We start from the raw sequence: 22,314 nt of genomic DNA, 5'->3' as shown, positions 1-22,314 counted from the left end.
TGGATTGCCGGCTGGCGTACTCCTCCCATGCGAACTCCGAAAGCGATCCTCCTCGCGCTGGCCGTGGCGGCCGGTGTGGTGGCGCTGCCCGGGACGGCGAGCGCCGCCTACAGCGACCCGTTGACGACGACCACCAAGCAGAACCTGGTGTGGCACGCCACGCCGGCCGCCGCGCTCACCGCGCTGGACAACGCGCTGCCGAACGTCAGCCTCAACACCGTGGTCAACGACCCCAGCTACAGCATGACCGGCTGTACCACCGCGGAGAAGGCGTCGCTGCCGAAGGCGCCGGTGGCCACCAAGGCGATGTGCTGGGACGCCGACCGCGCCGGGACGACGACGTGGGTCCCCCAGTCCATCACGACCTCCGGCGACGCCGACAACGACGGGAAGTGGGGCGACGACAAGATCATCCTGTCCGGCTGGCACGGCACCGACGCACTCAGCACCGACAACGAGAACCGGTACAACGACGCGCGGATCCAGGCGATCAACTACAACGATCCCGCCAAGCCGTCGTACCGGATGCTGTACCTGGCCGTGCCCAACAGCACCGGCAGCAACTTCTCCGCCGCCGAGGCGCACATGGGCGGGATGGCCTGGTACGGCGACAAGATCTACGTGACGGCCGTGGGCAGCACCTCGACCGCGATCCGGGTCTTCAGCACCAAGCACATCCTGCAGATGACCGACACGACGTCGAACGCGATCGGCAAGACGTCGTCCGGTTACGCGGCCTGGACGTACAAGTACGCGATGATGCAGATCGGCTACTACAGCTACGCCGGCGGCACCTGCAACATGGCTTCCGACACCGCGGTGCCGTGCTTCTCGTCGATGTCGCTGGACCGCAGCACCAGCCCGGCGAGCATCGTGACGTCGGAGTACTTCAAGGAGACGAACCTCCACGGCCGCCTCTACCGGTACCCGATGGGCGAGGACTTCCTGCTGGCGGCCTCGTCCGGCACGGTCCCCGCGACCGAGGCGTTCCGCAGCAACGTGGGCAACGTCCAGGGCGTCCTGTCCAACGCCGGCAAGTGGTACGTGGCCCACAGCTCCGCGACGATCAACGGCCAGCTCTGGGCCCAGACGACGGCGAAGAGCACCTCGGCGACCTGCGGCACCGGGACGACGGCCTGCTGGGCCATGCACCCGGAGGCGCTGACGTACGATTCGTCGACGGGCCTGGTGTGGTCCATGGCGGAGTGGTCCACGGCCGAGTGCGCGGCGAAGAGCCAGACCTGCGGCCGTTCGGTGTTCGCGGTGCCGCTGTCCTCACTGCCCGCGTGATCCGCCGGTGAAAAGCCGCCGCCCCGGGGGAACTTCCCCGGGGCGGCCTTCACGCGCCGGGGTGGCCGCAGGCGTAGATGTTCGCCGAGGCCAGCTGAACGCAGGCGGGGCAGGTGTTGACCGGCCGGTCGCGGCGGCCGTAGTACGGGTGGGTGGCTCCGCACAGTGCCTTGATCACGTCCCCCGGGCGCGGGTCCGGGTGGCACCGGGGGCAGTAGGCGTGGGCGGCGCGTTCGACGTCGGCGCTCATGCCACCGGGTTACCCACCGGCCGCCACGTCCACACCGACCTGCCGCCGGTGAAGCACCAGATCGCGATGACCGGGTCGCAGATCGCGCAGCCGAACGACGAATCGTGGGCGAACGGCAGGATCGGCTGGCCCTTGAGGTGGTGGACGACGTCCCAGCCGGTGTGCAGCAGCCAGCCGATGCCGATGAACGTCCACGAGTCCAGCCCGCGGAAGGCGACGTAGGTCAGCGCCGCGCAGAACACCAGTTCCCACGGCCCGAGCGCGCCGCCGGAGAGGTAGGCCGCGCCCGCACCGCCCACCATCACGGCGTTGAACCGCTGCCGGTGCCGCTCCGGGATCAGCGAGTTGAGCAGGACGTAGGCGAGGCCGATGAGGATCGGCGCCAGGATCTCGATCACGGAACCCGACGTTAGGAACCGGCCGCCCGGGCGGCCAGTGGCTCGATGGACAGGGGACGCCGGGATCTCGCCACCCGGCAATTAACTCAAGCGCTTGACTTAAATTGGGGTATGCTGCGGCCATGTCCACGACCGAACCGCTCACCGCGGACAGCCCGATCGGCGACTGGGCCGCCCACCCCGACGGCGGCCCGCTCGTCCGCGCCCTGCTCGCGGAGGCGGGCGTGGACGAGACCGTCCTCGCGCCGGTCCGGCTGTTGCCGTTGCGGCAGCTGGTCGTCTTGAGCCAGGGACGGCTCGCCCAGGACGTCGTCGACGACCTGGTGGCCCGGGCCAACCATGGCGTGACCCCGGCACCCGGGGCCGGCCGGGCGGGCTGGCGCGAGCGGATCGTGCCCGGCCGGTTCGAGGGCCGGACGGTCGTGGTGACCGGTGCCGCGTCCGGTATCGGCCGGGCCACGGCGTCGCGCATCGCCCGCGAAGGCGGCCGGGTCGTCGCGGTCGACGTCTCGGCCGGCCGGCTGGACGAGTTCGCCGCGGAGATCGGCTCGCCGGAGCTGGTCGCCGTGGCGGCCGACATCACCGACGAGGACGGCGTCGCGCGGATCCTCGCCGCCGCCGGACCGCGCATCGACGGGCTGGCCAACGTCGCCGGCGTCGTCGACGACTTCTCCCCGGCCCACGAGGTGCGCGACGAGCTGTGGCGGCGTGTCTTCGCCGTGAACGTCGACGGGACGTTCCGGCTGATCCGCGCGGTCGTCCCGGCGATGCTGGAAGCGGGTTCGGGCGCCATCGTGAACGTCGCTTCGGAAGCCGCGCTGCGCGGCTCGGCCGCCGGGATCGCCTACACCGCCTCGAAACACGCCGTCGTCGGCATCACCCGCAGCTGCGCGTTCATGTACGGGCCGCACGGCATCCGCGTCAACGCCGTCGCGCCGGGCGGGGTCGCGACCGGCATGGGGATGCACGCGGAGCCGTCGGAGTTCGGGCAGGGCCGGGTCGGGCAGTTCCTGGGTCTCATCCCGCCGATCGCCACGGCCGAGCAGCTCGCCGCGTCGATCACCTTCCTGCTCGCCGACGACGGCGTGAACGTCAACGGTGCCCTGCTGCCGTCCGACGGCGGCTGGTCGGTGCAGTGACCGCGCTGTCCGCGGTGGCGCCCGAGCTGCGCGGCCGGGTCCGGCGGATGCCGCGCCTGCCGCTGCACCGGGCCTGGGTGCGGCGCCTGGTGCGGGCGGGGACCGCGCGGATGCGGCCGCCGTCGCCACCGGACGTCGCCGTCGAACTGCGTCCCGGCCTGCGCGTGTACCGGCCGCGGACCCCGCGGTCGGACCTCACGCTGCTGTGGATCCACGGTGGCGGCCTGGTCATCGGCGGCGCGGCCCAGGACGACCGGTTCTGCGTCGCGACGGCGGGCGAGCTCGGCATCACCGTCGTCTCGGCCGAATACCGGCTCGCGCCGGAAAACCCGTACCCGGCGGCGCTCGACGACTGCCACACCGCCTGGAGGTGGCTGCGGGGCGACGTCGCCGCGGACCGGGTGGTCGTCGGCGGGCAGAGCGCCGGGGGCGGCCTCGCCGCGGCCCTCGTGCAACGCCTGCGTGACGAGGGGGAGCGGCCGCGTGCGCAGTGGCTGTTCTGCCCGATGCTCGACGACCGCACCGCCGCCCGGCGCGACCTCGACGGCGCCGGGCACCGGGTCTGGGACAACCGCCTCAACCGCTTCGGCTGGCGGTCCTACCTCGGGACCGAGCCCGGCGCGGCGGTGGTGCCGCTCTACGCGGTGCCCGCGCGCCGCGACGACGTCACCGGGCTGCCGGACACCTGGATCGGCGTCGGCGACATCGACCTGTTCCACGACGAGGCCGCCGAGTACGCCCGGCGCCTGCGGTCGGCCGGCGTGGCGACGACGTTCCACGTCGTGCCCGGCGGGCCGCACGGGTTCGAGGCCTGGGCGCCGTCGACCGGGTTCAGCCGCGGCTACCTGGCCACCGCGCGGGCGTGGCTGGGCCGGTTCCGGTGACGGCGTCCGTAAGGTGGGGGCCGGCAGAACGTCGGGGTGACCGGGTGGGTGGATGAACGTCAAGGCGGATCGCGCGAGTGCCACGCGGGAGAGCATCCTCGTGACGGCGGAGCGGTTGTTCGCCGAGAACGGCGTGCACGCGGTGTCCAACCGGCACATCAGCGAGGCGGCCGGGCAGGGCAACAACGCCGCGGTCAACTACCACTTCGGCACCAAAGTGGACCTGGTCCGCGCGATCGCCCGCAAGCACTTCGGCCGGATCGAGCGGCTGCGCGAGGAGCTCGTCGACGCCATCGAGGGCGACGGCGAGCTGCGCGACTGGGTGGCGTGCCTGGTCCGCCCGTCGACGAGCTACCTGCACGAGCTGGGCGCGCCGACATGGTTCGCGCGGTTCAGCGCCCAGGTGATGACCGACCCGGCGCTGCGTGTGATCGTCGTGGAGGAGTCCCTGTCGTCACCGGCGCTGACCCGCGCGGTCGAGGGCCTCGACCGCTGCCTGGACGGCCTCCCCCCGGAAGTCCGCGCCGAGCGCGGCGACATGGCCCGCCAGCTGATGATCCACATGACGGCCGAGCGCGAGCGAGCCCTGGCCGAGGGCACGCCGACCCCGCGGGCCAGCTGGAACGACGCGGGCACGGGCCTGATCGACGCGATCACCGGCCTCCTCCTCGCCCCGGTGACCCCAGCCTCCTGACCCAGCCGGACGAGACGCGTACCTGGATGGACGACACGCGTACCTGGGCGGACGACACGGTGCCCGGGCCGCCTGCCGCCGTGTCGTCCGGCTGAGTACGCGTGTCGTCCGTGTGGGTACGCGTGTCGTCCGGTTCGGTTCGTCCGTGCGGATGGATCGGGCGGCCCGAGTTCGTTGCCGGGGACGAACGGCAAGCGCGGAAATCCTCCTAACGTCACGTCGATCGGGCGGTGACGAGGAGGCGGCGGGTGCGGACACTCTTGCGGGGCGGCCGGGTCGTCGATCCGGGGACCGGGTTCGACGGCGTCGCCGACGTGCTCCTGTCCGAGAACGGGATCGAGGCCGTCGGGACCGGGCTGGAGGCGGACACCGAGGTCGACGTCGCCGGGCTCGTCGTCGGGCCCGGGTTCGTCGACCTGCACAGCCACGTGCACTCCGTCGCCGGGCAGCGGCTGCAGGCGATGGACGGCGTCACCACCGCGCTCGACCTCGAAGCCGGCCTGATGCCCGTCGAGCGCGCCTACGCCGAGGCCGCCGCGGCCGGGCGGCCGCTGCACTACGGCTTCTCCGCCTCCTGGGGCGCCGCCCGGGCGCAGGTGCTCGCCGGGATCGAGCCCGACGCGAACATCGACAGCGGGCTGGCCGTCCTCGGCAACCCCGCCTGGCAACGGTCCTCCACCCCCACCGAGCTGGCCGCCTGGCTGTCCCTTTTGGACACCGAGCTGGCCGCGGGCGCCCTGGGCATCGGCGTCCTCATGGGGTACGCGCCGCAGTCCGCGCCCGCGGAGTTCCTCGCCGTCGCCCACCTCGCCGCGCGGGCCGGCGTGCCCACCTACACCCACGTGCGCGAGCTGGTCGAGGTCGATCCCGCGATCCCGGTCGACGGCTCGGCCGAGATCGCCGCCGCCGCGGGGGAGACCGGCGCCGCGATGCACCACTGCCACGTCAACAGCACCTCCGGCCACCACGTCGACCGCGTCCTCGCCACGCTCGACGACGCCCGGCGCGCCGGCTCCCGCGTCACCGTCGAGGCCTACCCCTACGGCGCCGGCAGCACCGCGGTCGGCGCCGCCTTCATCGAGCCGGACCGCCTGCGGCTCAAGGGACTCCGGCCGTCCAGCGTGGTCATCCTCGAGACCGGCGAACGCGTGCGCGACGAAGCCCGCCTGCGACAGCTGCGCCGGGACGACCCGGGCGCACCGTGCCTCCTGGAGTTCCTCGACGAGGACAATCCTCGCGAACGCGCGCTGTTGCACCGGGCCCTGGCCTTCCCCGACGCCGTCGTCGCCAGCGACGCGATGCCCGTGTCCTGGCCGGACGGCCGCAGCGAAAGCACCGAGTGGCCGCTGCCGCCCGGCGGCCGGACGCACCCGCGCACCGCGGGCACCTTCGCCAAGACCCTGCGCCTGATGGTCCGCGAGACCGGCGCCTGGAGCTGGCTCGAGGCGTTCCGACGCTGCTCCTACCTGCCTTCACGGCTCCTCGACGACGTCGCGCCCGCGGCCCGCCGCAAGGGCCACCTCGGTGCCGGAGCCGACGCCGATGTCGTCGTCCTCGACCCGGACCGGATCACCGATGCCGCCACCTACGCCGACCCCACCCGGCCCTCCCACGGCGTCCGGCACCTCTACGTCGCCGGAGTTCCGGTGGTCCGCGAAGGAACCCTGGACACCGAAGCACTGCCCGGCCGGCCGTTGCGGGGTGAGCCGCGGTGATCGACGACATCGAGACGCTCGTCCGGTGCGAGTCGCCGTCGGCCGACCACGAAGCCGTCGCGCGCAGCGCCGAGGTGGTCGCCGGGATCGGCGGCCGCCTGCTCGGCGTCGAACCCGAACGGATCGTCATCGGCGGCTGCACGCACCTGCGCTGGCGGTTCGGCGACGGCGAGCCGCGGGTGCTGCTCCTCGGCCACCACGACACCGTATGGCCGCTGGGATCCCTGCGCACGCACCCCTGCGAAGTCCGCGACGGGATCCTGCGCGGACCCGGCTGCTTCGACATGAAGGCCGGGGTCGTGATGGCCTTGTACGCCGCCGCGACGCTGCTCGACCGCGACGGCCTCTCGATCCTCGTCACCGGCGACGAAGAAATCGGCTCGCCGCTGTCCCGCACGTTGATAGAAGCGGAAGCCAAGAGCTGCGACGCGGTCTTCGTGCTCGAAGCCTCGGCCGACGGCGGCGCGCTGAAGACGCGCCGCAAAGGCGTTTCCCTGTACCGCGTCGAGGTCGACGGCCGCGCCGCGCACGCCGGGCTCGAACCGGAAAAGGGCGTCAACGCGGGGATCGAGATCGCCCACCAGATCCTCGCGATCGCCGCGCTCGCCGACGCGGACCGGGGCACCACCGTCGTGCCGACCGCGCTGACGGCCGGGACCACGACGAACACCGTGCCCGCCAAGGCGAGCGTCGCCGTCGACGTGCGGGTGTGGGACGCGGCCGAACAAGAGCGCGTCGACCGCGCCATCAGAAGCCTCGCACCGGTGCACGAAGAGGCCCGGATCCACATCTCCGGTGGCATCAACCGCGCACCTCTGGACGCGGGAGCGTCTTCGGAGCTGTTCGTGCTCGCGAACGAACTCGCGGGCGGGACGCTCACCGAGGCCGCGGTCGGCGGCGCCTCGGACGGCAATTTCACCGCCGGACTGGGCATTCCGACGCTCGACGGCCTCGGCGCGGTCGGCGGGGGAGCGCACGCCGACGACGAACACGTCGTCGTCGCCGAACTGCCCCGGCGGACCGCGCTGCTCACCGCGCTCACCGAAGCCGTCCTGGCCCGGCGGAGTTCGTCCGCGCCGACGAACACCGGCGACGAATCCCGTGCGGGACAACGGTGACCGGCGGCGAACGTCCGGAAAGGATGGTGGGCGTGACAGAAGTCGTGACGAACACAGCCCCGCCGCTGCGGGACGAGGCCACCGCCGCGGCGGCCGGCGCCGCGCTCGCCTCGGGCGTCCGGATCCGCACCCTGGCCGAGGTCGCCGACCTGGCCGCGGTGTCCCGGCTCTTCGAATCGATCTGGCGGCCCGCCCCGGGAAACCCCCTGGTGACGGCCGAACTGCTGCGGGCCATGGTTTCGGCGGGCAATTACGTGGCCGGCGCGTTCGACGGGCCCGAGCTGCTCGGCGCCTGCTTCGGGTTCTTCGGCGAACCCGCGAAGGGAGGACTGCACAGCCACATCGCGGGGGTCGCGACGGCCGGGCACGGCCGCGGCATCGGCTTCGCGCTCAAGCTGCACCAGCGCGCGTGGGCCCTGCGCCAAGGCGTCGCGGAAATCTCCTGGACGTTCGACCCGCTGGTGCGCCGCAACGCCCACTTCAACCTGACCAAGCTCGCCGCCCGCCCGGCGCGCTACCTGCCGGACTTCTACGGCCCGATGCAGGACGGCATCAACGGCACCGGCGACACCGACCGCCTCATGGTCGCCTGGGACCTGGCGAGCCCGTCCGTGCGGGCGGCCGCCGCCGGCCGGCCGGACCGGGTGGACGCGGCGACGCTGCGGGGCGCCGCGGTCGCCCTGGCGGCCGGTCCGGATGGAGGCCCGGTCACCGAGGCCGCGGACACGCCGGTGGTGCTGGTCGCCGTCCCGCCGGACATCGAGGCGCTCCGGCGCACTGATCCGGACCAGGGCCGGGCCTGGCGGGTCGCGCTCCGCGAGGTGCTCGGCGGCCTGCTCGCCCAGGGCGCTTCGGTCACCGGATTCGATCGTGCCGGCTGGTACGTGCTCACCAAGGAGTCCCGATGAAACTCACCGGTGTGGAACTGCTGCGCGTGCGGATGCCCCTGGTCGCCCCGTTCCGGACGTCGTTCGGGACGCAGGCCGACCGCGAACTGCTGCTCCTGCGGGCGGTGACGTCCGAAGGCGAAGGCTGGGGCGAGTGCGGGGCGATGGCCGGCCCGCTCTACTCCTCGGAGTACATCGACGGCGTCGAGCACGTGCTGCAGGCCTTCCTCGTGCCCGCGCTCCTCGCCGCCGGCGACCTGACGGCGAACAAGGTCGCGCCGCTGCTGGCGAAGTTCAAGGGCCACCGGATGGCCAAGGCCGCGCTGGAGATGGCCGTGCTCGACGCCGAGCTGCGCGCGCACGGCATGTCCTTCGGCACCGCTTTGGGGGCCACGAAGGACTCCGTGCCGTGCGGGGTGTCGGTCGGGATCATGGACTCGATCCCGCACCTGCTGGACGTCGTCGGCGGCTACCTCGACGCGGGCTACCTGCGCATCAAGCTGAAGATCGAACCCGGCTGGGACGTCGAGCCGGTGCGCGCGGTCCGCGAGCGCTTCGGCGACGACGTCCTGCTGCAGGTCGACGCGAACACGGCGTACACGCTCTCGGACGTGCCGCAGCTGCAGCGGCTGGACCCGTTCGGGCTGCTGCTGATCGAGCAGCCCCTGGAAGAGGAGGACGTGCTCGGTCACGCCGAACTGGCCAAGCACCTCCGGACGCCGATCTGCCTGGACGAAACCGTCGTGTCGGCGCGGTCGGCCGCCGACGCGATCCGGCTCGGCGCCTGCCGGATCGTCAACATCAAGCCCAGCCGGGTCGGCGGCTACCTGGAGGCGCGGCGGGTGCACGACGTCTGCGCCGCGCACGGCATTCCCGTCTGGTGCGGCGGGATGCTCGAGACCGGGCTGGGCCGGGCCGCCAACGTGGCGCTGGCGGCGCTGCCCGGATTCACCCTGCCCGGCGACACCTCGGCGTCGGACCGGTTCTACCGCACCGACATCACCGAGCCGTTCGTGCTCGAAGCCGGACGGCTGCCGGTGCCGTCCGGGCCCGGCCTCGGCGTCACCCCGGTCCCCGGGCGGCTGGCCGAGGTGACCACCGCGAAGTCCTGGCTCGCCTAGCGAAACGAGAGGTCCCCATGTCGAAACTCCCCGAACTCTCCGCCTGGCTGCAGACCCGGCTGCCCGCCCTGCTGGCCGAGCACCACGTCCCCGGCGCCGCCGTCGCCGTGTACGCCGGCGGCGAGATCGCCGACCACGCCGCCGGGGTGCTCAACAAGGCCACCGGCGTCGAAGCGGACGTCGACTCGCTGTTCCAGATCGGCTCGATCACCAAGGTCTGGACGGCCACCCTGGTGATGCAGCTCGTCGACGACGGCGTCCTCGACCTCGACCGGCCGGTCCGGGAGTACCTGCCGGAGTTCGTGCTCGGCGACGAGGAGGCGGCCGCGCGGATCACCGTCCGGCAGCTGCTGTGCCACACCGCCGGCTTCGAAGGCGACATCTTCACCGACACCGGCCGCGGTGCCGACTGCGTCGAGAAGTACGTCGCCACCCTCGGCGACGTCCCCCAGCTGTTCGCCCCCGGCGAGATGTTCTCCTACAACAACGCCGGGTTCTGCGTGCTCGGCCGGCTCGTGGAAGTCCTGCGCGGCAAGACCTACGACGCATGCCTGCAGGACCACCTGTTCACGCCGCTCGGCCTGACGCACGCGGCGCAGAGCCCGTACGAGGCGATCCGCTTCCGCGCCGCGCTGGGACATCTGACGCCCTCGCCCGGCGCGGAGCCGGAACCCGCGAGCACCTGGGCGCTGGCGCCGTCGAACGCCCCGGCGGGCTCGATGCTCGCGATGCGCCCGCGGGACCTGGTCACGTTCGCCGCCATGCACCTGCGGGACGGCGAGGGCGCCGACGGCACCCGCGTGCTCGGCGCGGACAGTGCCCGCGCGATGCGGGAACGCCTGGTCGAGCTGCCCGATCTCGGTCTCTTCGGTGACGCGTGGGGCCTCGGCTGGTCGCTGTTCGACGCACCCGGCGGGCTCGTCGTCGGCCACGACGGCGGCACGATCGGCCAGTCCGCGTTCCTGCGCGTGGCCCCGGAGCACGACGTCGCGGTGGCCCTGCTGACCAACGGCGGCGACCCGATCGCCGTCTACACCGAGGTCGTCGGGCACGTCCTGCGCGAGCTGACCGGCATCGCCCTGCGGGTGCCGCCGGTGCCCGACCCGGCCGCGCCGCGGTTCGACGCCTCGCGGTACGTCGGCGAATACTCGTCGTCGGTGGCGGACATCGTGGTCAGCCAGGACGACGCCGGCCGGGTCTGGGTCGAGCGCATCCCGAAGGGGATCCTCGCGGAGCTGGCCAAGCCGGAGAAGACCGAGCTGGTCGCGCTGAACGGCGACACGCTGATCCTGGCCGAACCGATGCAGGGCATGTACGTGCCGCACGCCTTCGTCGGCGACGACGGCTCCGGCCGGGCGCTGTACCTGCACACCGGCCGCGCCGACCGGCGGGTCGACGCGTGAGCGCGGTGGAGGCGGAGATCGCCGAGGTCTTCGCCCGGGCGGACGCGCGCGGGTTCCTGCACGCGCGGGAGATCGGCGGCGGCCCGTCCGTGGCCGTCGGCGCCGACGATCCGGTGGTGCTGGCGTCGGTGTTCAAGATCCCGGTCGCCGTCGCCTACGCGCGGGATGTCGAGGCGGGACGGCTGGACGAGACGGCCCGCACCCGCGTCGGCCGCCGCTACCGCATCGGCGGCATCGGCACCGCGGGCTGTGCGGACGACGTCGAGATGAGCTGGCGCGACCTCGCGCTGTTCATGCTGACCATGAGCGACAACGCCGCCACCGACGTCGTCTACCACCGGGTCGGGCAGCAGGCCGTCGACCGCGTGCTGACCGACCTCGGCCTGCACCGCACCCGGCTGATCGGCTGCTGCGAGGACCTGTTCGCCTCGGTGCTGGCGGACCTCGGGGCGGCCGAGGAGGCCGACATCGACGCGGTCTTCGCGGAGGCGACGCCCGAGCAGACGTGGAAGCTCGCGGTGCTGGACCCCGAGCGCACGACGTCGTCGACACCCCGGGAGATCACCGAGCTGCTGGACGCGGTGTGGACCGACCGCGCCGGTGACCCGCCGGCGTGCGAGCGGGTGCGGTCGATGCTGGCGCGGCAGATCTGGCCGCACCGCCTGTCGTCCGGATTCCCTTCGGACGTCGGGGTCGCGGCCAAGACCGGCACGTTGCCCGCGGTGCGCAACGAAGCGGGTGTCGTGTCCTATCCGGACGGTCGCCGGTTCGCCGTCGCGGTGTTCACCCGCGCGAACTCCCTGGCCGAGCGCCAACCCGCCATCGATGCGGCGATCGGCCGGGCCGGCCGGCTCGCCGTGGACCACCTCCGGAAGGAATACCCATGAAATACCCACGGACAGCGGTGGTCCTGGTCGGCGCGCTCGCCCTCGCGGCCACTGCCTGCGGGGGACCGGGCGGCGGCAGCGCGGCCGGCGGCACCCTCGCCGACGGCAAGACCTTCACCCTCGGGTTGCCCTCCGACCCGGGCAACCTCGACCCGCACATGTCGGTGCTGGCGGTGGCCGCCCAGGTCGACCGGTTCCTCTACGACTCCCTGCTCGACCTCGCTCCCGACGGCAAGCCGCTCCCGAACCTCGCCGAAAAGTGGGACGCCACGAACACCACGGCGAAGTTCACCCTGCGGCCCGGCATCACCTGCGCGGACGGGGCCCCGCTGACCGCCGCCGACGTCGCCGCGAACATCGTCTTCGTCGGCGACCCGGCCAACAAGTCGCCGTTCGCCGGCCTGACGATCGCGCCCGGCACCAAGGCCGGCGCCGACGAAGCCACCCGGACGATCACCGTCACCAGCGGCGGACCGGACGCGTTCCTGCTCCGCAACGTCGGCGCACTGCCGATCGTCTGCGGCAAGGGGCTGGCCGACCGGAAACTCCTGGCCACGGGCGGCAGCGGCACCGGCATGTTCGCCGTGTCCGAGATCGTGCCGAACGACCACTACACGTTCACCCGCCGCAAGGACTACGCGTGGGGACCGGGGGAGTGGCAGGCGCAGCAGCCCGGCCTGCCGGACAAGGTCGTCGCCCGGGTCGTCCCGAACACCGCGACGGCGGCGAACCTGCTGCTGTCCGGCGAGCTGAACGCCGGTCAGATCAACGGGCCGGACCGCCAGCGGCTGGAAGCGCGCAAACTCTTCCACGCGGACTACCTCGCCCCGCTCGGGGAGATCTTCTACAACCAGGCCCCCGGACGCCCCGGCCAGGACGAGGCCGTGCGGCGGGCGCTCACCCAGGCGCTCGACCTCGCCCAGCTCGGCAAGGTGCTGACCAGCGGCACCGGCAAACCGTCGCAGGGCCTGGTCACCGCCGAGCCGAAGGCGTGCTCGGGCGACACCGTCACCGGCCACCTGCCGAACCACGACCCGGCCGCCGCCGCGTCCGCTTTGGACGCCGCGGGCTGGAAGGCCGGCGCGGACGGCGTGCGCGTCAAGGGCGGCAAGCGGCTGACCCTGACCGTCCTGTACGGCACCCAGCTGGGCCCGACCATGGCGCCCACGGCCGAACTGGCCCAGCAGACGTGGAAGTCCCTCGGTGCCGAGGTCACGCTCAAGGCCGTCGACAGTCCCGGCCTGTCCCAGGTGCTGTTCGGCACCGGCGAGTGGGAGGTGTCGCTCGGGCCGCTCGGGCTCACCCTGCCCAGCCAGCTGGTGCCGTTCGTGTCCGGCCCGGCGGCGCCGGACGGGACCAACTTCGGCCACATCGCCAACCCCGGCTACGACCAGGGCGTGCAGCAGGCGGCCGCGATGAGCGGCGAGGCCAGCTGCCCGGCCTGGCAGGCCGCCGAGACCGCGTTGATCAAGCACGTCGACGTCGTGCCCTACATCGACTCCGTCGTGCCGTACTACGCGAGCGCGTCGCGGTTCGAGGTCAGCCAGGGCGCCATCACGCCGTCGTCGATCCGGATGTACGCGCGATGACCACGGCGGCGGCGCCCGCGCAGCTGCGCGGCGGACCGTGGCCGGCGTTCGCCGCGCGGCGGCTGACCCGGTTCGCCGTCTCGCTGTGGGCGCTGGTCACCGCGGCCTTCCTGATGATCCACCTGGTCCCCGGCGACCCCGTGCGCGCCGCGCTCGGGATGACCGCCCCGGCCGACCTGGTGCGGGCGAAGCGGCTGGAACTCGGCCTCGACGACCCGCTCTGGGTGCAGTACGGGCACTACCTGCGCGGCCTGGTCACCGGCGACCTCGGGACGTCGATGGCGAGCGGCCAGCCGGTCACGCAGGTGATCGGCGACCGGCTGCCGGCGACCCTGCAGCTGGCGGTGCCGGCCTTCGCGGTCGTCGTCGCCGTCGCGATCCCGGTCGGCGTGGCCTTCGCGGTGCTGACCCGCGGCGGCCGCCGCCGCGGCAGCGAGCTGGCGTTCACGTCGGTGAGCGCCTTCCTCGCCGCCGTCCCGGAATTCCTGGTGGCGGTCGCGCTGGTGGCGCTGCTCGCGGTCGGCCTCGGCTGGTTCCCGGTGGCCGGCGGCGACGGCGCGAGCGCGTACGTGCTGCCGGTCGCGGCCCTGGCCACCGGGCCGTCGGCGGTGCTCGCCCGGATCGTCCGGGTGGAGCTGCTTTCGGTGCTGGGCGCCGACTTCGTCCGCACCGCGCGAGCGAAACGGCTGCCCGCGCGGCTGGTCTACGTCCGGCACGCCCTGCCGAACGCGCTGACCGCGACCCTGACCCTGGGCGGCCTGATGCTGACCGGGATGGTCGCGGGCACGGTGCTGGTCGAGAACGTCTTCGCCTGGCCCGGCCTCGGCTCGACGATCGTGCAGTCGATCCTCCAGAAGGACTACCCGCTGGTGCAGGGGATCGTGCTCGTCTACGGCGTCGGCGTGCTGCTGGTGAACCTGCTGGTCGACGTCGTGCTCGGGCTGCTCGACCCGCGCTCGGCCATTCGGGAGGCGTGACATGGCGCGACGCGGTACCTGGGCGGCGGCCCTGCGCACCCCGGTGGGCGCGTGCTCGGCGGTGTTGCTGGCCCTGGTCGTCGTCCTGGCCGCGCTGGCCCCGCTGCTGTGGGGTGAGGGCGCGGCCGCGATCGACACCGACGCGATCGGCCAGGGTCCGTCCGGGGCACACCCGTTCGGCACCGACTCCCTCGGCCGCGACCTGCTGCTGCGCACCCTGGTCGCGACCCGCCTCTCGGTCGGCCTGGCCGTGCTCGCGACCGCGATCGGCGCCGGCACCGGCGTCGTCCTCGGCACGCTGCCGTCGGTGCTGCCCCGGCGCGTGGGCCGGCTGCTGACGGCGGTCGTCGACATCGCCGTCGCGTTCCCCGGCCTGCTGCTCGCCCTGTTCCTCGCGGTGATCTTCGGCGTCGGCACGCACGGCGCGGTCCTGGCGATCGGGTTCGCGACGGCGCCGGCGTTCGCGCGGCTGGTGCAGACGCTCTCGGCGTCGGTCAGCGGACGTGACTTCGTCGCCGCGGCCCGGATCGCCGGCGTCGGCCGGATTCGCTTGCTGGCCCGGCACGTGCTGCCGAACATCGGCGAGCCCCTGGTGGTCAACGCGACCATCGGGGCGGGCTCGGCGCTGCTGGCCTTCGCCGGGCTGTCGTTCCTCGGCATCGGCGTGCAGGCGCCGGACTACGACTGGGGACGGCTGCTGCGCGAGGGCCTGGACGGCATCTACGTCACCCCGGTGGCCGCGCTCGCCCCGGCCGCGGCGGTGGTGCTCGCCGGGCTGGCGTTCAACCTGGTCGGCGAGACGGTCGCCGCGGTGGTCGGCGTCCGGACCCGCGCGACCCGGCGTGGGGCGCCGCCGCTTCCGGCGGCCCCGCCCACGCCCGGCGAGCCGCCCGCGGACGCCGTGCTCGTGGTCGAGAACCTCCGGGTGGCGTTCCCCGGGCCGTCCGGCTGGACGGTCCCGGTGCGCGGAGTCAGCTTCAGCGTCCGCGCGGGCGAGGCGATCGGCGTGGTCGGCGAGTCCGGCTCCGGCAAGAGCCTGACCGCGCTGGCCGTGTCCCGGCTGGTCGAAGCGCCCGGTCTGATCACCGCCGACCGGCTCGAATTCGCCGGGAAGGCCCTGGCCGAGGCGTCCGACCGGGAGCTCGGCACCGCGCTCGCCATGGTGTTCCAGGACCCGATGACGTCGTTCAACCCCGCCCGCCGCGTCGGCGGCCAGCTCGCCGAAGTGTCCGAGCAGCACCACGGCCTGTCACGGCGCCAGGCGTTCGCCCGCGCGGTGGACCGGCTGGCCGCCGTGCGCGTCCCGGCCCCCGAGCGGCGGGCGCGGCAGTACCCGCACGAGTTCTCCGGCGGCATGCGGCAGCGGGCGATGATCGGCATGGGCCTGATGGGCCGGCCGAAGCTGATCGTGGCCGACGAGCCGACGACCGCGCTCGACGTCACCGTGCAGCGGCAGGTGCTGCGGCTGCTGGCCCGCACGCGCGAGGCCGAGGGCGCGGCGATCCTGCTGATCAGCCACGACATCGCCGTCGTGGCCCAGACCTGTGAACGGATGCTGGTGATGTACGCCGGCCGGATCGTCGAGGACCTGCCGAGCGGAGCCGCGGCCCAGCACCCGTACACGCGGGCGCTGCTGGCCACCACGGTCGACCTCGACACCGACCGCGACCGGCCCCTGGAGGTCATCCCCGGCCGCCCGCCGGAACCCGGCCAGGTGCCGGAAGGCTGCGCGTTCGCCGCCCGGTGCCCGGTGGCCTCGGACCGCTGCCGCGCCGAAGACCCCGTGCTCGAACCCGCCGGGGACGGCCACCGGGTCGCCTGCTGGCACCCGCAGGTCACCGTCCTTTCCGGACAGTCGCAGGAGGAGGGTGCCGCGTGAGCGCTCTGGAGTTCGACGCCGTGAGCGTCCGCTACGGCAGGCTGACCGCGGTCGACGGGGTCAGCCTGACCGTCCCGTCCGGGCAGGTCGTCGGCCTGGTCGGCGAGTCCGGCTCCGGCAAGTCCACCCTCGCCCGGGCGGCCGCCGGGCTCGCGCCGGTCAGCGCGGGCCGGGTCCGGCTCGACGGCGTCGACGTGCGCCGGCTGCCGCGGCGGCGGCCGCTGCAGATGGTGTTCCAGGACCCGTATTCGTCGCTGGACCCCCGGATGGCGATCGGGGAGTCGATCGCCGAGGCGATGCCGCGCGGTGCCGGCCGCCGGGCCGAGGTGGCCCGGCTGCTCGAACTGGTGAACCTCGACCCCGATCGGGCGGACATGTTGCCCGGCCGGCTTTCGGGCGGGCAACGGCAGCGCGTCGCGCTCGCCCGGGCGCTGGCGGGACGGCCGAAGGTGCTGATCGCCGACGAGATCACCTCGGCGCTCGACGTCTCGGTGCAGGGCGCCGTGCTCAACCTGGTCCGGGACGTGCAGCGGCGGCTCGCGCTGTCGATGCTGTTCATCTCGCACAACCTCGCCGTGGTGCGGTACGTCAGCGACGTCGTCGCGGTGATGTACCTCGGCCGGATCGTCGAGGCCGGGCCCGCCGCGCAGGTCCTCACCGATCCCCAGCACCCCTACACGCGGGACCTGCTGGCCGCCGCGCCGTCGGCCCACCGGAGCCTGCTCGACGACACCGGCGACGACCCGCTCGCCGACACCGAACCCGCCGATCCGCACCATCCGCCGTCCGGCTGCCGCTACCACCCGCGCTGCCCGATCGGGCCGCTCGCGCACCCGGACCGCACGGTCTGCGTCACCACCGACCCGGCCGGCGAGGCCGCGGGCCGGTCCCACTCCGCGGCGTGCCACTTCGCCGCCGGCCATCCCACGAGGAGATCCGCATGACCCGACGTCCCGGCATCGACGACCTCGACGCCTTCGCCTTCCCCGAGCAGCCGGCGATGGCGCCGGACGGCCGCCGGATCGCGTACGTCCTGCGCACCGCCGACCGCGACAAGGACGAGGACACCCGCTCGCTCTGGCTCGTCGGAACCGATGGCGGCGAGCCGCGCCGGCTCACCCGCGGCCCGGCCGACCTGGCGCCGGCGTGGTCGCCGGACGGCACGCGCCTGGCGTTCCTGCGCGCCCAGGACGGCCCGGCCCAGCTGTGGCTGCTCCCGGCGGACGGCGGCGAGCCCGAGCGGGTCACCACGCTGCCGCTCGGCGCGGGCACCCCGGTCTGGCGCCCGGACGGCGCCGAGATCGCCTTCGCCGCCCCGGTCGACCTCGCCGCGGACGACGGTGAAGACGATGCCGCCCGGGCTCGTCGCGCGGGCGCTCCCGTGGTCGCCGACCGGCTCGACTTCAAGGCCGACGGCGCCGGGCTGCTGCGGACGCTGCGCAAGCACGTCCACGTCCTCGACGTCGCCACCGGCGAGGTCCGGCAGGTGACGTCGGGGGACTGGCACGCGGGCGACCCCGCGTGGTCGCCGGACGGCGCGCTGCTGGCCTTCCCCGCGGGCCAGGACGCCGACGCCGACCTGACGTTCCGCTCCGGGGCGTACGTCGTCGAGCCCGGCGGTGAACCTCGCCTGGTCGGTTCGGGCGAGGGGATGTGCGGCACGGTCACCTGGACGGCCGACGGCCGTGCGCTGCTGGTCGTCGGCCGCCGCGACACCGCACCCGGGCACCTCGGGCTGCTGCGGATTCCCTTGGACGGCGGGGAAACCACCGACCTGGCCGCGCCGCTGGACCGGAACGTCATGCCGGGGGCGCCCGGTTATCCCGGCGCGCTGCCGCAGCTCGCCGGCGACACCGTGCTGTTCTGCGCGCGCGACCGCGGCTACACCCACCTCTACGCCGTCGATCCCGACGGGGGCGAGCCGCGGCTCGTGCTCGGCGGCACCGGGAACGCCGTGGCGGCGATGTCGGTCGCCGGGAACACGGCGGCGATCGTGCTGGGCACGCCGACGTCCTACGGCGAGATCGCGACGGTCGACCTCCCCGGCGGCGAGATCGAGCTGCGCACCGCGCACGGGCCCGGCTTCGACCCCTTCGCGGGCGAGGAACGGGAGTTCACCATCTCCGACGGCACGGTCGTGGCCGGCTGGCTGCTGCGCGACCCGGCCCGCACCGGGCCGCGGCCGCTGCTGCTGGACATCCACGGCGGCCCGCACAACGCGTGGAACGGCACCGCCGACGCCGTGCACCTCTACCACCAGGAGCTCGTCGCGCGCGGCTGGGCGGTGCTGCTGCTCAACCCGCGCGGCAGCGACGGCTACGGCGAAGCGTTCTACACCGCGGCGGTCGGTGCCTGGGGTGTCGCCGACGCCCGGGACTTCCTCGAGCCCGTGGACACCCTCGTCGCCGAGGGCGTGGCCGACGCGCGGCGGCTCGCCGTGTCCGGCTACAGCTACGGCGGCTTCATGACCTGCTACCTCACCAGCCGGGACGACCGCTTCGCCGCGGCGATCGCGGGCGGGGTGGTCAGCGACGTCGTCAGCATGGCCGGCACGTCCGACAGCGGGCACTACCTCGGCGTCGCCGAACTCGGCGCGATCCCGTGGGAGAACCGGGCCCACTACGCGGCGCTTTCCCCGCTGGCCCAGGTGGAAAAGGTGCGGACGCCGACCCTGGTCGTCCAGGGCGCCGCCGACGACCGGTGCCCGGCCGGGCAGGCCGAGCAGTGGTTCACCGCGCTGCGCGAGCAGGGCGTGCCGACCCGCCTGGTGCTCTACCCTGGCGCGTCCCACCTGTTCATCCTCGACGGGAAGCCGTCGCACCGGCGGGACTTCAACCGCCGCATCGTCGACTGGGTTTCGCAGTACGCGGGCGAGCCGGGCCGGCCGGCGCAGGTGCCGCTGGACGCCGCGCACTGGCAGCGGCGCCTGGCCGCCCTCGCGCGCAAGCACCGCGTCCCGGGCGCGTCGCTGGGCATCCTGCGCGGCGACGAGCGGGTGCTCGCGAGCCACGGCGTGCTGAACACGGCGACCGGGGTCGAGGTCACCGACGACTCGGTGTTCCAGATCGGCTCGATCACCAAGGTCTGGACGGCCACGGTGGCGATGCAGCTGGTCGACGAGGGGCTGCTGAAGCTGGACGCGCCGATCGCCGACGTGCTGCCCGAGCTGCGGCTGGCCGACCCGGACGTCACCAAGCAGGTGACCCTGCGGCACCTGCTCACCCACACGAGCGGCATCGACGGCGACGTCTTCACCGACACCGGCCGCGGCGACGACTGCCTCGAGAAGTTCGTCGGCCTCCTCGACGGGGTCGCGCAGAACCACCCGCTCGGGGCGACGCTGTCCTACTGCAACTCGGGGTTCGTGCTGGTGGGCCGGGTGATCGAGAAGCTGACCGGGCAGACGTGGGACGCGGCCCTGCGCGAGCGGCTGTTCACCCCGCTGGGGCTCACCCACACGGGCACATTGCCGGAGGAGGCGTTGCTGCACCGAGCGGCGATGGGCCACGTCGCGGCGGGCGACGGCGCGCCGGCACCGGCCCCGGCGTGGACCCTCCCGCGTTCGGCGGGCCCGGCCGGCCTGATCACGGCGACGGCGGCGGATGTCCTGGAGTTCGCCCGCATGCACCTGGCGGGCGGCCGTGAGGTGCTGTCGGAGGCGTCGGCGGCGGCGATGACCGAGTGGCAGGCGGACCTGCCGGACAAGCACACGCTGGGTGATTCGTGGGGCCTCGGCTGGATCCGCTTCGAGTGGGACGGCCACCGCGTGATCGGCCACGACGGCAACACGATCGGGCAGTCGGCGTTCCTGCGGTTGCTGCCCTCGCACGGCCTGGCGGTCACGCTGCTCACCAACGGCGGCAACACTCGCGACCTGTACGAGGAGCTCTACCGCGAGATCTTCGCTTCGCTGGCCGGAGTGGCGCTGCCGCGTCCGATTGCGCCGGCCGCCGAGCCGCCGTCCGTGGAGGTCGACGAGTTCGTCGGAGTGTACGAACGGGCGTCGATGCGCATCGAGGTTTTCGAGGGGGAGGCGGGCTTGCGGATGCGGCAGTCGATCACCGGCCCGATCGCCGAGCTGGTCCCGGAACCGACGACGGAACACGACCTGATCCCCTTGGGCGGCCCGCAGTTCGCGTTCCGCGAGCCGGGCACCCGGTCGTGGATCTCGGCGACGTTCTACACCTTGCCGACGGGGGAGCGGTACCTGCACAGCGGCGTCCGCGCGACGCCCAAGGTCGGGTAGCCGCGCCAGAGTCCCGCTTCCACTCGTCCGGTGGAAGCGGGACTCAGTGGTGCGAAGTGGTTTGCGGGACCGGGCCGCGCCGGATGAGCCAGGTGCCGGCGAAGGCGATGAGGCCGACGACCCCGGCGACGATGAAGGCCGCTCGCAGGCCGGAGGCGTCCGGGCTGGCCGCGGTCGTGTCGTGGCTGCCAACGGTCGCCACCGTGACGAACATCGCCGTGCCCAGGGCGCCGGCCACCTGCTGCAGCGTCGAAAGGATCGCGCTGCCGTGCGAATACAGGTGTTCGGGCAGCACCCCGAGCGACTCGGCGAACAGCGGCGTCATCATCAGGCCCAGCCCGGCCATCATCAGCACGTGGATCCCGATCACCGCGATCAGCGGCGAATCCGGCCCCAGCACCGCGAACAGCCACAGCGAAGCGGCCATCGCCGCCGCGCCGGGGATGACGAGCGGGCGGCCGCCGACCTTGTCGAACAGCGCGCCGACCGGGCGGCCCAGCAGGCCCAGCACCAGACCGCCGGGCAGTACCGCCAGCCCGCTGACGAACGTGCTCGTGTGCAGCACGGTCTGCAGGTAGAGCGGCAGCAGGATCGCCGCGGCGCCGATCAGGCACACGAACAGCAGGCCGGTCAGCACCAGCGCGACGACGAAGCTGCGGTGGGTGAACGGCCGCAGGTCGAGCAGCGCGCGGTCCCGGCGCTGCAGCCGCAGCTGCCGCCAGGTGAAGACCACCAGCGCCGCGACGCCGACGACGATCGGCACCCAGCCCGGCACCGCCGGCTCGGCCCCGGCCTGCTCGCCGCTGGAGGACAAGCCGTACAGCACCCCGCCGAACCCGATCGCCGACAGCAGCACCGACGGCACGTCCAGCGGCACCTGACGGCGCTCGCTGCCGATGCGCAGCAGCAGCCCGCCGGCCACCAGCGCGGCGATCGCCAGCGGCAGCACGATCCAGAACATCCAGCGCCAGCCGAGCGGCAGCACCGCGCCGCCGATGGTCGGCCCGATCGCCGGCGCGACGGCGATGACGATCGTGATCGTGCCCATGGTCGCGCCGCGCCGTTCCGGCGCCACCAGCCGCATGACCGTGGTCATCAGCAACGGCAGCATCACGGCGGTGCCGCAGGCTTGCACGACGCGCCCGGCCATCAGCAGCCCGAACCCGGGCGCGAGCGCGCTCAGCAGCGTGCCCAGGCTGAACGCCGCCATCGAGAACACGAAGACCTGCCGCGGCGAGAACCGTTCGAGCATGAACCCGGTCGTGGGGATGACGACGGCCATGGTCAGCAGGAACCCGCTGGTCAGCCACTGCACGGTCGTCGTCGGCACCCGCAGGTCGACGGTCAGGTCCCGCAGCGCGACGCTCAGGATGGTCTCGTTGAGGATCATCACGAACGCGGAGAGCACGAGAATCCCGATGATGAGTCCCGAGCGCGCCGGGGCGCGGTTCACGTCGGCGGGCGGGGTGGACACGGTTTTGGTCATCGGGGTGGGACTCTCCTGGTCGGCCGGAGACGGCCGTGGCGAACACGGATGTCCTTCGCAGTGTGCCCGTTTCGGGGCGCTTCTGTCAGGCGGATTTCGGGTCACCGGCCCCCCTGCGCGGCCGCCGGAGGCGTCCGATATGCTTCCGCCAGTACGAAGTTCCGCAGCGCGCGATTAGCTCAGCGGGAGAGCGCTTCCCTGACACGGAAGAGGTCACTGGTTCAATCCCAGTATCGCGCACCACGAGTCCACCCCCGGATTTCGTGGAAGTTCGTACCCGGGCGATTAGCTCAGGGGGAGAGCGCTTCGTTCACACCGAAGAGGTCACTGGTTCGATCCCAGTATCGCCCA

Annotated in this window: 18 protein-coding genes and 2 tRNA genes; 17 read left to right on the top strand and 3 right to left on the bottom strand. The window is 73.4% G+C overall.

The genetic code is table 11. The features are described 5' to 3' along the window. Window positions 1-27: 27 nt before the first annotated feature. A complete protein-coding gene (locus ACWDN5_RS32440; RefSeq protein WP_449678939.1) occupies window positions 28-1,290 on the top strand; it encodes a hypothetical protein in 1,263 nt (420 codons plus the stop codon). Between the two features lie 49 nt (window positions 1,291-1,339). On the opposite strand, the gene ACWDN5_RS32435 is transcribed toward ACWDN5_RS32440, so the two are convergent. Both ACWDN5_RS32435 and ACWDN5_RS32430 read right to left on the bottom strand, forming a co-directional pair. Further along, window positions 1,340-1,540, bottom strand: a complete 201-nt coding sequence (locus tag ACWDN5_RS32435; RefSeq protein ID WP_310969992.1) for a hypothetical protein — start codon at window positions 1,538-1,540, stop codon at window positions 1,340-1,342. Continuing rightward, window positions 1,537-1,938, bottom strand: coding sequence for a DUF6010 family protein (locus tag ACWDN5_RS32430; protein ID WP_310969993.1), 402 nt, complete (start codon window positions 1,936-1,938; stop codon window positions 1,537-1,539). The genes ACWDN5_RS32435 and ACWDN5_RS32430 overlap by 4 nt, the downstream gene beginning before the upstream one ends. Before the next feature lie 122 nt (window positions 1,939-2,060). Between ACWDN5_RS32430 and ACWDN5_RS32425 the strand changes: the two genes are divergently transcribed. The 14 genes from ACWDN5_RS32425 (at window position 2,061) to ACWDN5_RS32360 (ending at window position 20,477) form a co-directional block, all read left to right on the top strand. Then, a complete protein-coding gene (locus tag ACWDN5_RS32425; RefSeq protein ID WP_449678938.1) occupies window positions 2,061-3,077 on the top strand; it encodes an SDR family NAD(P)-dependent oxidoreductase in 1,017 nt (338 codons plus the stop codon). Further along, complete coding sequence (locus ACWDN5_RS32420; protein WP_449678937.1) at window positions 3,074-3,961, top strand: alpha/beta hydrolase; 888 nt, start codon at window positions 3,074-3,076, stop codon at window positions 3,959-3,961. Before ACWDN5_RS32425 ends, ACWDN5_RS32420 begins: the two co-directional genes overlap by 4 nt. Before the next feature lie 52 nt (window positions 3,962-4,013). Further along, on the top strand, window positions 4,014-4,655 hold the full coding sequence (locus tag ACWDN5_RS32415; RefSeq protein ID WP_449678936.1) for a TetR/AcrR family transcriptional regulator: 642 nt from the start codon (window positions 4,014-4,016) through the stop codon (window positions 4,653-4,655). Between the two features lie 230 nt (window positions 4,656-4,885). Then, complete coding sequence (locus ACWDN5_RS32410; protein ID WP_449678935.1) at window positions 4,886-6,370, top strand: amidohydrolase family protein; 1,485 nt, start codon at window positions 4,886-4,888, stop codon at window positions 6,368-6,370. Next, window positions 6,367-7,488 (top strand): M20 family metallopeptidase, encoded by a 1,122-nt coding sequence (locus ACWDN5_RS32405; RefSeq protein WP_449678934.1) that lies wholly within the window; start codon window positions 6,367-6,369, stop codon window positions 7,486-7,488. The genes ACWDN5_RS32410 and ACWDN5_RS32405 overlap by 4 nt, the downstream gene beginning before the upstream one ends. A 23-nt stretch (window positions 7,489-7,511) precedes the next feature. Next, complete coding sequence (locus ACWDN5_RS32400) at window positions 7,512-8,396, top strand: GNAT family N-acetyltransferase (RefSeq protein WP_449678933.1); 885 nt, start codon at window positions 7,512-7,514, stop codon at window positions 8,394-8,396. Then, window positions 8,393-9,496 (top strand): o-succinylbenzoate synthase, encoded by a 1,104-nt coding sequence (menC, locus tag ACWDN5_RS32395; protein ID WP_449678932.1) that lies wholly within the window; start codon window positions 8,393-8,395, stop codon window positions 9,494-9,496. Before ACWDN5_RS32400 ends, menC begins: the two co-directional genes overlap by 4 nt. Before the next feature lie 17 nt (window positions 9,497-9,513). Beyond that, on the top strand, window positions 9,514-10,899 hold the full coding sequence (locus ACWDN5_RS32390; RefSeq protein ID WP_449678931.1) for a serine hydrolase domain-containing protein: 1,386 nt from the start codon (window positions 9,514-9,516) through the stop codon (window positions 10,897-10,899). Beyond that, window positions 10,896-11,786, top strand: coding sequence for a serine hydrolase (locus ACWDN5_RS32385; RefSeq protein ID WP_449678930.1), 891 nt, complete (start codon window positions 10,896-10,898; stop codon window positions 11,784-11,786). The genes ACWDN5_RS32390 and ACWDN5_RS32385 overlap by 4 nt, the downstream gene beginning before the upstream one ends. Then, the gene (locus ACWDN5_RS32380; RefSeq protein WP_449678929.1) at window positions 11,783-13,375 is read left to right on the top strand and encodes an ABC transporter substrate-binding protein; all 1,593 of its coding nucleotides are present in this window, start codon (window positions 11,783-11,785) and stop codon (window positions 13,373-13,375) included. Before ACWDN5_RS32385 ends, ACWDN5_RS32380 begins: the two co-directional genes overlap by 4 nt. Then, on the top strand, window positions 13,372-14,352 hold the full coding sequence (locus ACWDN5_RS32375) for an ABC transporter permease (RefSeq protein WP_449678928.1): 981 nt from the start codon (window positions 13,372-13,374) through the stop codon (window positions 14,350-14,352). Before ACWDN5_RS32380 ends, ACWDN5_RS32375 begins: the two co-directional genes overlap by 4 nt. Before the next feature lies 1 nt (window position 14,353). Continuing rightward, the gene (locus ACWDN5_RS32370) at window positions 14,354-16,231 is read left to right on the top strand and encodes a dipeptide/oligopeptide/nickel ABC transporter permease/ATP-binding protein (protein ID WP_449678927.1); all 1,878 of its coding nucleotides are present in this window, start codon (window positions 14,354-14,356) and stop codon (window positions 16,229-16,231) included. Then, complete coding sequence (locus ACWDN5_RS32365) at window positions 16,228-17,175, top strand: ABC transporter ATP-binding protein (RefSeq protein ID WP_310970007.1); 948 nt, start codon at window positions 16,228-16,230, stop codon at window positions 17,173-17,175. Before ACWDN5_RS32370 ends, ACWDN5_RS32365 begins: the two co-directional genes overlap by 4 nt. Then, a complete protein-coding gene (locus ACWDN5_RS32360; protein ID WP_449678926.1) occupies window positions 17,172-20,477 on the top strand; it encodes a serine hydrolase in 3,306 nt (1,101 codons plus the stop codon). The genes ACWDN5_RS32365 and ACWDN5_RS32360 overlap by 4 nt, the downstream gene beginning before the upstream one ends. Before the next feature lie 43 nt (window positions 20,478-20,520). Here the strand turns inward: ACWDN5_RS32360 and ACWDN5_RS32355 are convergent, their stop codons facing one another. After that, complete coding sequence (locus ACWDN5_RS32355) at window positions 20,521-21,963, bottom strand: DHA2 family efflux MFS transporter permease subunit (protein ID WP_449678925.1); 1,443 nt, start codon at window positions 21,961-21,963, stop codon at window positions 20,521-20,523. Between the two features lie 168 nt (window positions 21,964-22,131). Between ACWDN5_RS32355 and ACWDN5_RS32350 the strand changes: the two genes are divergently transcribed. Together ACWDN5_RS32350 and ACWDN5_RS32345 are read left to right on the top strand one after the other, a co-directional pair. After that, window positions 22,132-22,206 (top strand) — tRNA-Val (locus ACWDN5_RS32350). 36 nt (window positions 22,207-22,242) lie between these two features. Then, window positions 22,243-22,314: transfer RNA gene (locus ACWDN5_RS32345), tRNA-Val, on the top strand.

This window comes from Amycolatopsis sp. NPDC003731, assembly GCF_053586895.1.
Note: the sequence above shows the minus strand (reverse complement) of the source record. Positions and strands in the feature narration are given on the sequence as shown.